This is a genomic window from Arthrobacter glacialis, from assembly GCF_002909415.1.
GTDB classification, from domain to species: Bacteria; Actinomycetota; Actinomycetes; order Actinomycetales; family Micrococcaceae; genus Specibacter; species Specibacter glacialis.
In genome coordinates, this window is sequence record NZ_PPXB01000010.1 from 55,672 (window position 1) to 70,034 (window position 14,363).

At 61.9% G+C, this 14,363-nt stretch carries 14 protein-coding genes; 2 read left to right on the top strand and 12 right to left on the bottom strand.

Features of this window, described 5'->3' with window-relative positions; all coding sequences use genetic code 11:
• Nucleotides 1-188: 188 nt before the first annotated feature.
• Both CVS28_RS12985 and hflX read right to left on the bottom strand, forming a co-directional pair.
• The gene (locus CVS28_RS12985) at nucleotides 189-2,216 is read right to left on the bottom strand and encodes an ATP-dependent DNA helicase (protein WP_103481789.1); all 2,028 of its coding nucleotides are present in this window, start codon (nucleotides 2,214-2,216) and stop codon (nucleotides 189-191) included.
• On the bottom strand, nucleotides 2,209-3,870 hold the full coding sequence (gene hflX / locus CVS28_RS12990) for a GTPase HflX (RefSeq protein ID WP_103466406.1): 1,662 nt from the start codon (nucleotides 3,868-3,870) through the stop codon (nucleotides 2,209-2,211). Before hflX ends, CVS28_RS12985 begins: the two co-directional genes overlap by 8 nt.
• Before the next feature lie 209 nt (nucleotides 3,871-4,079).
• On the opposite strand from hflX, the gene CVS28_RS12995 reads away from it, so the two are divergent.
• Nucleotides 4,080-4,667: a class I SAM-dependent methyltransferase gene (locus tag CVS28_RS12995; RefSeq protein WP_243399881.1), complete on the top strand. Its 588-nt coding sequence runs from the start codon at nucleotides 4,080-4,082 to the stop codon at nucleotides 4,665-4,667.
• An 84-nt stretch (nucleotides 4,668-4,751) separates the two neighbouring features.
• Here CVS28_RS12995 and dapF read toward each other — a convergent pair whose 3' ends face one another.
• The 7 genes from dapF to CVS28_RS13030 form a co-directional block, all read right to left on the bottom strand.
• Nucleotides 4,752-5,684, bottom strand: coding sequence for a diaminopimelate epimerase (gene dapF / locus CVS28_RS13000; protein WP_103481791.1), 933 nt, complete (start codon nucleotides 5,682-5,684; stop codon nucleotides 4,752-4,754).
• A 62-nt stretch (nucleotides 5,685-5,746) separates the two neighbouring features.
• Complete coding sequence (miaA, locus tag CVS28_RS13005; protein ID WP_103481792.1) at nucleotides 5,747-6,670, bottom strand: tRNA (adenosine(37)-N6)-dimethylallyltransferase MiaA; 924 nt, start codon at nucleotides 6,668-6,670, stop codon at nucleotides 5,747-5,749.
• Nucleotides 6,667-8,277 (bottom strand): tRNA (N6-isopentenyl adenosine(37)-C2)-methylthiotransferase MiaB, encoded by a 1,611-nt coding sequence (gene miaB, locus CVS28_RS13010; RefSeq protein WP_423716404.1) that lies wholly within the window; start codon nucleotides 8,275-8,277, stop codon nucleotides 6,667-6,669. The genes miaA and miaB overlap by 4 nt, the downstream gene beginning before the upstream one ends.
• 157 nt (nucleotides 8,278-8,434) lie before the next feature.
• The gene (locus CVS28_RS13015; RefSeq protein ID WP_103481793.1) at nucleotides 8,435-9,742 is read right to left on the bottom strand and encodes an aggregation-promoting factor C-terminal-like domain-containing protein; all 1,308 of its coding nucleotides are present in this window, start codon (nucleotides 9,740-9,742) and stop codon (nucleotides 8,435-8,437) included.
• Between the two features lie 83 nt (nucleotides 9,743-9,825).
• On the bottom strand, nucleotides 9,826-10,353 hold the full coding sequence (locus CVS28_RS13020) for a regulatory protein RecX (RefSeq protein ID WP_243399882.1): 528 nt from the start codon (nucleotides 10,351-10,353) through the stop codon (nucleotides 9,826-9,828).
• A gap of 9 nt (nucleotides 10,354-10,362) precedes the next feature.
• Nucleotides 10,363-11,415, bottom strand: coding sequence for a recombinase RecA (gene recA / locus CVS28_RS13025; RefSeq protein WP_103466397.1), 1,053 nt, complete (start codon nucleotides 11,413-11,415; stop codon nucleotides 10,363-10,365).
• A 363-nt stretch (nucleotides 11,416-11,778) separates the two neighbouring features.
• The gene (locus tag CVS28_RS13030; RefSeq protein ID WP_103466395.1) at nucleotides 11,779-12,000 is read right to left on the bottom strand and encodes a DUF3046 domain-containing protein; all 222 of its coding nucleotides are present in this window, start codon (nucleotides 11,998-12,000) and stop codon (nucleotides 11,779-11,781) included.
• Between the two features lie 70 nt (nucleotides 12,001-12,070).
• Between CVS28_RS13030 and CVS28_RS13035 the strand changes: the two genes are divergently transcribed.
• The gene (locus CVS28_RS13035) at nucleotides 12,071-12,538 is read left to right on the top strand and encodes a MarR family winged helix-turn-helix transcriptional regulator (protein ID WP_103466393.1); all 468 of its coding nucleotides are present in this window, start codon (nucleotides 12,071-12,073) and stop codon (nucleotides 12,536-12,538) included.
• Between the two features lie 118 nt (nucleotides 12,539-12,656).
• Here CVS28_RS13035 and CVS28_RS13040 read toward each other — a convergent pair whose 3' ends face one another.
• From CVS28_RS13040 to pgsA, 3 genes are all read right to left on the bottom strand, one after another.
• Nucleotides 12,657-13,097, bottom strand: coding sequence for a helix-turn-helix domain-containing protein (locus tag CVS28_RS13040; RefSeq protein WP_103466391.1), 441 nt, complete (start codon nucleotides 13,095-13,097; stop codon nucleotides 12,657-12,659).
• Between the two features lie 147 nt (nucleotides 13,098-13,244).
• On the bottom strand, nucleotides 13,245-13,736 hold the full coding sequence (locus CVS28_RS13045) for a CinA family protein (protein WP_103466390.1): 492 nt from the start codon (nucleotides 13,734-13,736) through the stop codon (nucleotides 13,245-13,247).
• Nucleotides 13,736-14,335, bottom strand: a complete 600-nt coding sequence (gene pgsA / locus CVS28_RS13050; protein WP_103466388.1) for a CDP-diacylglycerol--glycerol-3-phosphate 3-phosphatidyltransferase — start codon at nucleotides 14,333-14,335, stop codon at nucleotides 13,736-13,738. The genes CVS28_RS13045 and pgsA overlap by 1 nt, the downstream gene beginning before the upstream one ends.
• Nucleotides 14,336-14,363 lie beyond the last annotated feature (28 nt).

A 14,363-nucleotide genomic window follows, 5' to 3' on the forward strand; every position in this document is an offset into this window, starting at 1 on the left:
ATTTTCGTAGGCTGCGTCAAGGAGACACCAAAGTCCCCAAGCGCTCCCACCGCTCGCAAGCTCGCAGCGGGTCCCTCGCTCTTGTGGCCCCAGCCCGCGGCCGACGTGTCGGGAAGCAGCCGGAAAATACCGGGCCTGTGCCTTTCGCGTGACCGTAGCCGGAAAGTACCCGTTCCTGGGCCTTGGCGTTATTTCCCGGAGAGCCGCTTCAGTGCGGCAAGAGCCACGGCGCGGTCCTTGGTGGCCCAGAATGGCGGAAGGGCCGCGCGCAGGAACCCGCCGTAGCTGGCGTTGGCCAGGCGTGAATCGAGTACAGCCACCACTCCCCTGTCGGCACTTGAGCGGATCAGGCGCCCCACGCCCTGTGCCAGGCGCACGGCTGCGTGAGTGGCGGAGATGGCGATGAATCCGTCGCCGCCGCTTTGTGCCACAGCCCGTGCCCTTGCTGTCACCAGGGGGTCATCGGGTCGCGGGAACGGAATCCTGTCGATGACAACCAGCCGGCAGGAGGCACCCTGAACGTCAACACCTTGCCACAGCGACATGGTGCCAAACAGGCAGGTGTCGGGTTCATCGGCGAATTCCTTGATGAGCCCGGCCATGGAGGAATCACCTTGGCAAAGAATCTTGACGGAAAGCTTCTTGCGCAGTTTCTCCGCAGCATCCTCGGCTGCTCGCCTTGAGGAGAACAACGCCAACGTTCCGCCACCGGCGGCGGTGATCAGCGCAGCAAGTTCATCGAGCTGTTCGGATGACATACCAAAACCGGGTTTTTGCAGGTGCGCTGCCACATAGAGCATGCCTTGCTTGGGGTAGTCAAAGGGAGAGCCGACGTCGGCCCCTGTCCAGGCGGGTGCGTTGGGGCCCAACAGGCCGAGCCCGCCAGCTGTTGCCTGAAAGGACTCCCCAATGGCCAGCGTTGCCGACGTCAGCACCACAGTACGGTCAGCAAACAGGCCCTCTCGCAGTTTCATGGCCACACTGAGCGGTGCGATGTTGATGACTGCCGGCTCGCCGTCGTCCGCCTTCTGGTAGCCCTTGCCGGGGGTGAAACTTCCTGGCCGCGAGGCCCACACCACCTCACGCGCCTCAGCGGCGACCAGCATCCGCTCGCACAGGTCAAAGATCAGGTTCAGCCGGGCCCGGGCAATGGAACGGCCACCGTCCACGGCTGCATTGCCCTCGGGCTTGGAATCTGAGAGTGCCGCCCGAACGGCGTCGCGCACTTGTTCAATCGCTTGGCTTTGAGTTTGATTCAGACCATTGGGCAGCAGGCCCTCGGCCGTGCCGGCGAAGGCCAGGTCAAGCGCTGCAGCGCTGGCGTGAATTGCGTCAACGGAAACCGCCGTGTGTTTGCGGGTGCTGGAGGCAGCTGCCTGCACCATTTGCACCGACAACTGCCCGGTGACGGCACCAGTGACCCGGTCCTGCAATTCATGGGCCTCATCCACCACCACCACGTCGTAGTCGGGCAGAACAGCAATGCCTTCAAACGCGCTGATGGCCAGCATGGCGTGGTTTGTCACCACGATGTCAGCCTCGGCGCCGCGGGCGCGAGCCAGTTCCGAGAAGCATTCTGTGGCCAGTGGACACTTTTGCGCCCCCAGACATTCCATGGAGGTGACCGACACCTGCCGCCACGCCTTGTCGGTAACTCCGGGGATCAGCTCGTCCCTGTCGCCCGTCTCGGTGTCCTGTGCCCACTCACGCAGACGCACCACTTCACGCCCCAGCGCGGAGGTGGGGCCAGTGGTTGCGCCCGGCAGGTGAGTGACGGAAGAATCTTCACCCAGGGTAAACAAGGCCCCTTCGCCGGTGTCCTCGGAGGGGAAACCGCCGCCTAGTTTTTGCTTGCACACGTAATTGCTGCGGCCCTTGACCAGGGCAACATCAATGGCGCGCGGCAAAACAGGTTCCAGGGCAGCCAAAAGGCGCGGCACATCGCGGCCCACGATCTGGGCCTGCAACGCCAAGGTGGCCGTGGCCACCACTGCCGGTTTGTCACTGGTGAGGGCATTGACAATCAGCGGGATCAGATAGGCCAGCGACTTTCCGGTGCCAGTCCCTGCCTGCACCAGCAGGTGGTCGCCACTTTCAATGGCGTCCACCACGCGGCGCACCATCTCATGCTGGCCGTCACGGCGCTGGCCGCCCATGGCTTCAACAGCCCGGTCCAGAAGTTCCAGTGCTTGTTGCGAGAATTCAGTGTCAGCCATGTTGGACAAACGGTTCAACCTCAGCTGCCAGATCTTCGCGGACCCGGACGTGGGCCACAGTTCCGTGCTCGCCATGCTCCAGCGTGATGATTTCCGCGTCGGAGCGGTGCAGCTTGTTCAAAACATCGCCTCGGTCGTACGGGATGAGCAGAGTCAAGGTGACGCTGGGGTGTGGAATTGCTTCGCTGATGGCTTGGAGCAGCTCATCGATGCCTTGCCCGGTTCGGGCGGAAACCACCACAGTGTTGGCCTCGTGCTGGCGCAGACGTTCCACCACAAACGGGTCAGCAATATCCACCTTGTTCAAGATGATCAGCTCAGGAATCTGCAGGGCTTCCACTTCAGCGAAGACTGTCCGCACGGCAGCAATCTGGCCCTCAGGATCGGGGTGGGAGGCGTCCACAATGTGCAAGATCAAATCCGCATCAGCCACCTCTTCCAAGGTGGAGCGGAAAGCCTCCACCAATTGGGTGGGCAGCGACCGCACAAAACCCACGGTATCCACCAGGGTGTAACCCAGGCCATCGGCTGTTTCGGTCTTGCGCACCGTGGGGTCCAAGGTGGCGAACAAGGCGTTTTCCACCAGCACCCCAGCGTCGGTGAGACGGTTCAGCAGGGAAGACTTTCCGGCATTGGTGTAGCCGGCAATGGCCACGGAGGGCACATTGTTGCGCTTGCGGTTGGCGCGTTTGGTGTCGCGAGCCGGCTTCATCGCGGCAATCTCGCGGCGCAGCTTGGCCATCTTGGTGCGGATTTTGCGCCTGTCGAGCTCCATCTTGGTTTCACCCGGGCCACGGGAACCAATACCGCCACCGGCGGCACCCACCCGCCCACCAGCCTGGCGGGACATGGATTCGCCCCAGCCGCGCAGGCGCGGCAGCAGGTATTCCATTTGGGCCAGCTCCACCTGGGCGCGGCCTTCACGGGATTTGGCGTGCTGGGCGAAGATGTCCAGGATCAACGCCGTCCTGTCAATGACCTTGACCTTGACAACTTCTTCCAGGGTGCGCCGCTGGGACGGGGCCAGATCCCCGTCAATGATCACCGTGTCCGCGCCTGTGGCTTGGACAATTTCCTTGAGCTCCTGGGCCTTGCCTGTACCAAGATAGGTGGCCGGGTCCGGCTTGGCACGTCGCTGCACCATGCCATCCAAAACCTCGGAGCCGGCTGTTTCGGCCAGTGCCGCCAGCTCGCGCAAGGAATTCTCGGCGTCGGCCATGGTGCCCTGGGACCACAGGCCGGCCAAGACAACCCGCTCCAATCGCAGCTGGCGGTATTCCACCTCTGTGACGTCTTCAAGTTCCGTGGACAGCCCGGACCGGCGGCGCAGGGCGTTACGCTCGGCAAGCTCTTCCTGGGCACCATCAAAGCTGCTGTGTTGGAAGTCCAAGGTGGACACCGCCTGGGCCTGCCCTCCCAAGGGTCGGGTGGCCGGAGTGCCGCCGTGGGGATCCTGTGCGTCCAGGTCGCTGTCGGCACGCACAGCACGGCTTGTTGCCGCGTCCTTCGCCAAGATCCGGTCAATTACGGCTTCAATTTCGGCAACGGATAGATCCGTGCCGCCCTGGCCGGACTCTTGCGAAGGCGTCCCGTTCTTGCCGCCGTCGGGCAGCTTGTGATCGTCGGAACCAGTGTGTGCAGATGCGTTGGACATATTCTCCTCATAGACGCTTATCTTCAATCTTAGTCGCGGCCGCCCACACTCACACCTTTTCCGCCCAGAGCTTGTGGATAAGCCGGTTCCCGCTCCCGACGGCGCTTAGGCGCGCCTAGATTCACAATCTCGCGAATTCGCACTAATCTTGCATGACTATGGGTACTCAGGGTGCAGAGCACTATTTCAGTTCACAACCGTCAACTCCGATGAAGCGGCGACCGCTCAGCGTGGTGTTGGCCGGCGAAAAACGTCAACTACAAACAGCCGGGGGAATTTTCAGCCCGGACGGAGTGGACAAGGGCACCACCATTTTGCTCTCCGAGGCGCCGCCGCCCGCCACGGAAGGGAACTTGCTGGACATTGGCTGCGGCTGGGGCCCCATCGCCTTGAGCCTTGCACTGCACTCCCCCGAAGCAACCGTCTACGCCGTTGACGTCAATGAGCGCTCCATCGAGCTGACCAATGACAACGCCAAGTCTCTTGACCTGGGCAACGTCCACGCCTCCACCCCGGAGGCCGTTGATCCGGATGTGCGCTTCAACACCATCTGGTCCAACCCGCCCATCCGCGTGGGCAAGTCGGAGCTCCATTCCATTCTGCTGATGTGGCTTCCCCGCTTGGCACACAATGGCATCGCCTACTTGGTGGTTCAAAAGAACTTGGGTTCGGACTCCTTGCAGCGTTGGCTGACCACCGAGCTCACCGAACAGTTCCCCGACGCCGGATTCACCGTGGCCCGTGACTCGACCAACAAGGCGTTCAGAATTCTGCGGGTTACCCGCACCAATCCGTAGTTCCAAGACGCTGTTGCACGAAAGAGGCCGCGCCCATGATGGGCACGGCCTCTTTCGTTGAGTGCTGCTGCTTGCGGGAGGGCCTTAGCCCATGCCGTCCGCGATGACGCCCTCGGCGACGATCACGGCTGGGCCGCTCAGTTCAACATGCTCTCTGCCCTCGGCGCCGGGGAAGAACCGCACTCCCACCTCGCCGCCGGGCACCGCAACCGTCCAGACGTCGGGGGCCTCGGCGCCTGCCCAGAACCGGATGGCTGCGGCGGCCGCGCACGCTCCCGTGCCACAGGAGAACGTCTCCCCCACCCCACGCTCGTGGACGCGCATGCTGATGTGTCCGACGTCGTCCCTCACCAAGGGCTCGGCCGGCACCACAAACTCAACGTTGGTTCCGTACGGGGGTGCCGGGACAACTATCGGGGCCTCGCCGAGTTTGGTGCCGGCCAGCTCGCTCAAGTCTGCCAGAGCCACCACGGTGTGCGGATTGCCCATGTTGATGGAAAGAGCCGGGCGGTCCACTTCCAGGCCTGCAGCGGACACCACGGAATCGGAGCCGCCTTGTGCTGCTTGCTCGGGAAAAATGAAGTCCCAGGGACCCATGTCCACCCGGTATCCGTTGGCGGTCCGCGACACCACTTTGATGCCGGCCCGGGTGCCAATGGTGAGCTCTTCGCCAGGCGCCAGGGTCACAAGGCCTTGGGACAGCAGGAAATGGACAAAGACGCGCACCCCGTTGCCGCACATTTCCGAGCGCGTCCCATCACCGTTGTTGTAGTCCATGAACCACTCGGCGTCCGGGTGGGCGGCCAACAGTGCGGCGCCGTCGCTGACATGCTTGGACCGCACGGCACGGATCAATCCGTCGCCACCAATCCCGCGGTGGCGATCGCACAGTACGGCAATCTGCTCCGGTGTGAGTTCGCGCAAGCCGTCGGGATCGGCCATCAAGACAAAGTCGTTGCCGGTTCCATGGCCTTTGGAAAAGCGCATGCCTGTCAGGGAAGTGGTGGCTTCAGTCATGGATTAAGACTAAAGCACCCTGCGTTCCGCGCCGAACAAAAGGCGTACACCGCCGAAGCCGATCAGCCCTGAATGGTCCGGGCCACTAGCTGGGCCGCGGCCGTGCCCAAGTCCGTCTGGGCCCAATCCAGCCACTGGACGCGGGGATCGGCCCGGAACCAGGTCAGCTGGCGGCGGGCAAATTGCCGTGTTGCCACAATGGTTTCCTCGCTGGCCGCAGCCACCGAGGAGTCGCCGTCTAGGACCTGCAGGAACTGCTGGTAGCCCAGCGCTTTGTGGGCAGTGCGCCCCTCACGCAGCCCTTGTGGAATGAGCGCTTGAACCTCATTGAGCAGGCCCTCGGCAACCATGCCGTGGACACGGCTGGCAAGGCGCTGATGGAGTTCGGCGCGGTCGCCATTGAGACCGATCTGCACGGCCGGCGAAAAGTACTCACGCTCGGGCATGAACGAACTAAACGGCCGGCCCGTCAGCTCATGGACTTCCAAGGCCCGCACCACCCGTTTAGCGTCGCTGATGCGCGCTGCGGAGATGGGATCCACCGTAGCGAGTCGGGCGGCCAGCATGGCCAGGCCCGTACGTTCCAGTTCCGCCTCCAACGCCGACCGCACAGCAGGGTCGGTGCCGGGGAATTCCAGCACATCCAGGGCTGCCCGAACATAAAGCCCGGATCCGCCCACCAGAATAGGCAGTTTGCCGCGGGAGCGGACACCGGCAATGGCTGCCCGGGCCAGGTCCTGAAAAGTAGCCACGGTGGTGTCTTCACGCACCGTCAAAAAATCCATCAGATGGTGCGGAATCCCGCGGCGCTGCTCCAACGGCAGTTTCGCGGTGCCAATGTTCATGCCCCGGTAGAACTGCATGGAATCGGCGTTGATGGCCTCCCCGTCAAAGCGTTCGGCCAACTGCAGGGCCAGCTCGGACTTCCCCGAACCTGTTGGGCCGACGACGGCGACAACCGGCAACGCTGCTGCGTTCACGTTCACGCTGTGCGAACCTGCAGGGACGGCATGCCCAAGCTGACCTTGGGCCGGGCGCCGCTGGCCGCTCCTGGCGTGGGAACACCGCAGGACTCAGCCTGGGCCAGGTCCCAAGCATCCCCTGCGCGCGAACGGCGCAGGGAGTAGTCGGCAGCTGTTGCGGGGTCGGCCACCACATGGAACGAAGCAGCCGCGGTGATGGTGACGGTGACAAGATCCCCGGGGCGGGGTGTTGGCGCCCCTTCGGGAACGCTGAAGTGGACCAGGCGCTGATCTTTTGCACGGCCGGAGAGTCGGTTGGTCTGGGCAGCTTTGCGACCGGAGGTGGCGGTCACCATGACCTCCACCTCGCGGCCAATCTGGGCAGCATTTTCCTCGGCAGAAATCCTGTCCTGCAAGGCTGTGAGTCGCAGGAAGCGTTCCTGGACGACTTCCTTGGGCAGCTGGTCGGGAAGGTCTGCCGCTGGGGTGCCGGGCCGCTGTGAGTATTGGTATGTGAACGCCGTGGCAAAACGTGACTTCTCCACCACATCCAGCGTTGCCAAGAAATCCTCTTCCGTCTCGCCGGGGAAGCCAACAATTATGTCAGTGGAGATGGCCGCGTTGGGTATTTGTTCGCGGACCTTGTCCAAAATGCCCAGGAACTTTGCCGAGCGGTAGGAACGGCGCATGTCCTTGAGAACCTTGTCCGAGCCCGACTGCAGGGGCATATGCAGCTGGGGCATGACGTTGGGTGTTGCCGCCATGGCGGCAATGACGTCGTCGGTGAAGGCCGCCGGGTGCGGGCTGGTGAAGCGGAGGCGCTCCAAACCCTTGATCTGCCCGCAGGCGCGCAGCAGCTTGCCAAATGCCAGCCGGTCGCCAAATTCAACACCGTAGGAATTCACGTTCTGGCCCAACAGCGTCACCTCAATGGCGCCGTCGTCCACCAACGCCTGAACCTCGGCAAGAATCTCGCCCGGACGGCGGTCACGTTCCTTGCCGCGCAGGGACGGCACAATGCAGAAAGTGCAGGTGTTGTTGCAGCCCACAGAGATGCTCACCCAACCGGAGTAAACGGCGTCGCGCCTAGTAGGGAGGGTTGAAGGGAAGACTTCCAGCGACTCCAGGATCTCCATTTCTGCGTCGGCGTTGTGGCGTGCCCGCTCCAGCAGCACTGGCAGCGCGCCCACATTGTGGGTGCCAAACACCACATCAACCCACGGGGCACGCTTTTGGATGGTGTCCCGGTCCTTCTGAGCCAAGCAGCCGCCCACGGCGATTTGCATGCCCGGGTTGATCTCCTTGATGTGGGCCAACATGCCCAAGTTGCCGTAGAGCTTGTTGTCGGCGTTTTCACGCACTGCACAAGTGTTGAACACCACTACGTCAGGCACCGCGTCACCGTTGGCGTCAAGAATTCGCCCCGGTCCGGCTTCCTCCACAGCCACCAGACCGGCAGTTTCCAGCAACCCGGCCATGCGCTCGGAGTCATGGACGTTCATTTGGCAGCCGTAAGTGCGCACCTGGTAGGTCCGGGGGTGTCCGGCAGCGTCGGTTGTACTCTCGACGGCGGTGTTGGCTGTGTTGCTTGTGGGGGCGGAAGAATCAACGCTGTTTTGGGTCAGGCTCACCAGAACAGCTTAAGACCTACCCCTTGCTATCCGCTAAACAGCCACCGTGACACGGCCCAGATCTCCGGACAACGCCTTGCTGGCGGTTTGGCGGCTTGTGTGCGGTTCTACAACCGCACACAAGCCGCCAAACCGCAGGCAAGCCGGAAATACGCCTTTAGTACCAGCCCACGGACTGGGAATGGCCCCAGGCTCCACACGGCGACCCGTAGCGGTTTTGAATGTAGCCCAGACCCCAGTTGATCTGCGTCCTATAGTTGGTCAACCAGTCCGCACCGGCGGAGGCGTACTTGCTCGGCGGCAGTGATTGGGCAATGCCATAGGCCCCGCTGTAGGGGTTGGTGGCATTGGTGCGCCAATTGGATTCGCGTTCCCACAGCTGCACCAGGCATTGGAACTGGCTGGGCGCCCACCCATAAGCGCCCAGCCGCGAGGAGGCGTAGGCCTTTGCTCCCGCTGGATCGTTAACGGCGCCACCTGGAATGTTCGGGAGCAGCACGTCCACGGGGATGTACCCGTCATCGGGGTCCGGATCCACGGGCGCAGGCTTCGCGGGCTTCGCGGGGTTCGGGGCAGGATTCGCTGCGCCAGGATTCGGTGCCGGATTGGGGGCAACGGGCTGCGGATTCAGTGCGGCAGCGCGACGGGCAGCCTCGGCAGCGGCCTCACGTTTCGCCGCCTGGGCCAGGTTGTAGGCGGCCAGCGCATCCTGACCGTCCCGGAACTCCTTTTCGATGGATGCGGAGGTGTTGTTCAGTGAGGCCAATTGGGCAATCAGGGTGGTGCTTTGGGCCTTCTTGGCATCAAGTTGCTTGGTTACCGCGGTCTGGGCCGCCACCGCTGCATCCCGGGCGTTCTCCGCGGCAAACGTCAGCTGGTTCTGGGCGTCCTGGGCATTTTTTCGGGTTGCTTCAAGGGCTGTGGCTGCGGCAGCGGATTCCGTGGCACGAATTTGCTTGAGTGCCGCTTTCTCACCCACCTGATGCATCATGTCCATGCCATTGAGGGATTCGGCGGATTCCAAGGCCGAGATGGTGGCAACCATGCCCAGTCCTGCTCCGCCGCTCTTGTAGCTTTGCACCGCGACGGCAACTGCGTCTTTCTTGTACTTTGCAGCTTCCTCGGCGGCACGCGTGGCCTGCGCACCCAGGACGCCGACTTCGGCTGTGGCAGCATCAAGTTTTTGCTGGGTGAGAGCAAAATCGGAGCCGGACTTGACGGCGGCTGTGCCCAGCTCGCCGGCTTCGCTTTCAAGCCCGTCCAACAACTGCGAAATTTTGGCCACCTCGGTGGCCGTGGCTGTGGCGTTGCCCTTGGCGTTCTCAACATCGCTCCAACTCGGGAATCCTCCCGGCGGGGCATCGTCGGCCTGCGCCGGCAGCGCCGTGACGCACGATAACAGCAAAATCCCGGCCGTCGCAGAGACGGCCAGGAAGCGGGGAACTCGGAGCAGGTGCTTACTCATATGCCGCTAGCATAGCCGGTGCCGGCGCTGGGCGCGGTGCCGGTGCCATTCAAGACTCCGGCACCCGCCCAAAGCGCCGGGCCCTAGTCGTCCAGAAAGCTCTCATCAATGACCTCGGCAACGATGGCAAACGCCAGCGACGGGCTGAATCCCTTCCTGGCCAGCATGGCAACCCACCGCCGTGTGTACTTGTCCCGCTCGGAGCGCTCGCTCAGGTCAAGGGATCCCTTGAGCTTGCGCCGGACCAGCTCCTTGGCCTGGTCGCGTTCGGTGTCTGGATCAATCTGCTCCAGCGCCTCCTGAGCCACATCCTCGGCGATGCCCTTCTCCGCTAATTCGCGTTGGAGCGCGCTCCGGGACAGTGACTTGTACATTGATCTGCTGCGCACCCAGAGCATGGCAAATTCGGCGTCGTCAATAAGCTTGACCTCAACAAATCTGTCCAGCACCGCCTCCGCCACATCCTCCGGGATGTGGCGTTCGGCGAGCTTCTGACTGAGCTGAAAGCGGCTCTTGGGTGAATTGGTCAGCTGGCGCAGCACAATGGCCCTGGCCACCGATGCCGGGTTGGCATCGGGATCCAGTTCCGGCGCGCGACGGGCGTTGTTCACCAGGTGCCCCTAGAAGCCGTCAACAGCCTTGAGCTTGGGCGTTGCGGGCTCTTCGGCTTCAGCAATGACACCCACACCCAGCTTGGCCTTGATCAAGCGTTCCAGTTCATCGGCCAGCTCAGGATTATCCTTCAGGAAACGCCTGGAGTTCTCCATGCCCTGCCCCAGCTGGTCGCCGTCGTAGGTGTACCAGGAGCCGGACTTGCGGACGATGCCATGCTCAACACCCATGTCGATGATGCCGCCCTCACGCGAAATTCCAACACCATAGATGATGTCGAATTCGGCAATCTTGAAGGGCGGGGCCATCTTATTCTTGACAACCTTGACCTTGGTGCGGTTGCCAACAGCATCCGCGCCTTCCTTCAGGGTCTGGATACGGCGAATATCAAGGCGAACTGAGGCGTAGAACTTCAACGCCTTGCCACCGGTAGTGGTTTCCGGACTGCCGAAGAAGACACCAATCTTTTCACGCAGCTGGTTGATGAAGATCGCTGTCGTCTTGGTCTGGCTCAGGCGGCCGGTGATCTTACGCAAGGCCTGGCTCATGAGGCGAGCCTGCAGGCCTACGTGGCTGTCACCCATATCGCCTTCAATTTCCGCACGCGGCACCAAAGCCGCCACGGAGTCAATGACAATGACATCCAAGGAGCCCGAACCGATCAACATGTCCATGATCTCCAGTGCCTGCTCACCGGTGTCCGGCTGGGAGACCAGGAGTGCGTCAACATCCACACCCAGCTTGGCTGCATAGTCAGGGTCCAGCGCGTGCTCGGCGTCAATGAACGCAGCAATTCCGCCGAGCTTCTGGGCACTGGCAACAGCGTGCAGGGCAAGCGTGGTTTTACCGGAGGACTCAGGCCCGTAAATCTCCACGACGCGTCCGCGCGGCAGTCCGCCAATGCCCAGGGCCACGTCCAAGGCGATGGACCCGGTGGGGATCACTTCAATGGGTGCGCGGACGTCGTCACCCAAGCGCATGATTGAACCCTTGCCGTACTGCTTGTCAATCTGGGCCAGTGCTGCTGCCAGCGCTTTTTCACGGTCTGCGGGAGCGGCCATGATTCACCTCGGTCTTTCCTATGTGCCGTTTCCGGCTCCATGCATCTGCGCCGTTGGCCCAGTGCACAGTGAGTGGTCTGATGCATTGCTCATACAATTTTGGCCGGTTTCCCGGCGCCCTGTTGGCGGAGCGGCCCTGCAGGCTCTTCCGATACTTAAACGCTAGTTCAAGGCACTGACATTGTCTGTTCCTACAGCGTCCTGTGCCGAAAATTGTGGAGAACTTTTTTTGATTCCCCACAGCTCAGAGCACTACCACCAGTATAGAGCTAATCGAATAGAAATTCGAACGAAAACTCGAAAATCAGCGGCGCGTCGTCAATTCTCTGTTCTAGTGATGGTGCCGCGGAACAGGCGGGGCGCTCAGTCCTTGAGCGCAATGTCCCGGCCCAGCCACCTCGACGGCGGGACGTCCTGGATCTTGCATACCTCCAGCCAGATCTCCCGTGGCTCAAACCCCGCACGCAGGGCCACCATGGCCGTATTTCCGCCCACGCCGCTGAGCACCAGGTCCCTGGCCAAAACCCGTGAATATGAGGGGCTGAATTCCTCATCCATCAATCGCCAAAACTCGCTTACTCGCACTCCCCCATTCTCGCATGGCTGGCGGGCCGGACAGACGGGCCGCCGCGGGCCCTGCGCTTAGACTTGCAGCATGAGAACACCCGAACAGTCGCGTTTGAGCCCTGGCAAGGCAGTGGCCATGGAGTCCTTGGATATCCAGTTGAGCTTGTTGTGGCGCCGGGCACGGGCCATCAATCAGGAACTCACACGCAGCGTTCATCCGGACATGGAACCGGCAGCCTATGGGTTGTTGTCAGTGTTGCTCCACCAGGGCGCCATGCGGCTGACGGAGCTTGCCAAGTGCATTGGTGTGGGCAAACCATCCGTGAGCCGGCAGATAACATTCCTGCAGAAATTGGGGCTTGTCCACAAGGAGGCCGACCCCGGGGACGGCCGGGCCCAGCTCATCGACCTCACCGAAGGCGGCCGGGAGAAGCTCATTGCGGTGCAGGCCAGGCGCCAAGAGTCGTTTCATGCACGCCTCAGCCACTGGGATGAGGCGGAGCTGAGCGTCCTGGCAGCATCCTTGACCAAACTCAACGACGAATACCTCAACTAAACCCCGCTGGGCGAGGTCCGCGACCGGGCCATAAAGAACTGGACCCCACCGTTGGTGGAGTCCAGTTCTTTATTACGCTGGCGGCCTTCAAGGGAACCTTGGGGCCACGCAGTCAGCTCTAGTAGGAGTTGGACACGAGGCCCTTGCTCAATTCCTCGGAGAGTTCCTGATTCAGGTCCCGGCCGTAGCGGGCCGAGAATTCCTGGGGAACAGTGTCCGGGACGGCCACGCCTTCGGCAATGGCCAAACGGTCGCTCACTTCACGGAGCATGATCGACAACGGTACTTCAAGGGCTGAGCAGATTGAGGACAACAGCTCGCTCGATGCTTCCTTTTGTCCACGTTCCACTTCACTCAAATAGCCCAGTGAAACGCGCGCATTATGTGAGACTTCGCGCAGAGTGCGGCCTTGGCGTTGACGTACATCTCGCAGGACATCGCCAATTTCGTGGCGTAATACCACCATTTTGCGCTCCTTCGGCTGATGCGGTTTCTCGTCTGCCAAACCCACATCCCGCCAGCGCACTACGCCGTTTACGGATACGGGTTGCTTCACCATGGGTATCGCCTTACTCCTAGTTCAATCACTACAGTTCATTGGGTTTCGCCTCTGCCGGCAAGTGCCAAAAGAAGCGGTGTGCCCGCTTGGTGTTCTTATCCTAGAGGGGATGGGACCACTTTGCGTTCACTATGACTAACTATCTGGTTACAACTTTTGTTCCCCAGCGGCCTTGACTACTTGTTCAAGCAAGGAAATTGCCTCCTGAGTGGCCTGGGTTCTGATCATTTCCCGGTCCCCATCGAAGTGATACTCGTAGGATAGTGCTTCGCCATCCAAGGCAACGCCAATGTATACGTGTCCCACATCTTTTCCTTGGTGGGGTTCCGGGCCGGCCACACCCGTGGTGGAAATACCCACGCGGGATCCTGTGGCCGCACAAACCCCCAGTGCCATGGCGCAGGCCACCTGCGGATCAACTGCGCCCAGGGTTTCCAACAGCGACGGCGGGACGCCCAGGAGCCGTTCCTTGACCTCATTCTGGTACGCGATCACGCCACCTTGCAGCATGCCCGAAGCGCCCGGCACCCGCACCAAGGTTGCCGCCACCATGCCGCCCGTCAGCGATTCGGCGGTGGCAACAGTGATCTTCGCCGCTACGGCTGCATTCACCAGTTGCGTCAGGGACGATTCGGTCATCACTTCAGGACGTCCTTGCCCCGGCCGGCACTGCGCAATTGCCACGCCTTCACCACGTAATCAACACCTGTCACGACGGTGACGGCCAGCGCCGCCAGCATGATGACCAGCGCAATGACCGAAAGCCAGCTGTTAGCCGGTGTGACGGGCAGGAGGTACACAAAGATGGCCACCGTCTGCATCACGGTCTTGAGTTTTCCGCCCTTGGAGGCAGCCATCACGCCGTAGCGGATCACCACAAAGCGCAGGAGCGTAATACCCACTTCACGCACCAACATCACAACGGTGACCCACCACCACAGCTCCCCCACCGCGGAGAGCATGATCAAGGCCGAGCCGATCAGCAGCTTGTCCGCAATCGGGTCGGCAATTTTGCCGAAGCTGGTGATGAGCCCGCGCGCCCGGGCGATGTCGCCGTCGAGCTTGTCAGTGTAAATTGCCACCACAAAGAGGGCAACCGCCAGCCAGCGCAGGGGGCCGTAATTGCCGCCGTCGGCCACGAAGGCCCAGATGAAGAAGGGCACCAACACGATGCGCAGCAGCGTCAAGGCGTTGGGCAAATTCCAGTTCGAAGGGCTAGGCGCCACCGTATCACTCACTGTGCAAGGCTAACCGCTAAGGCCCGTG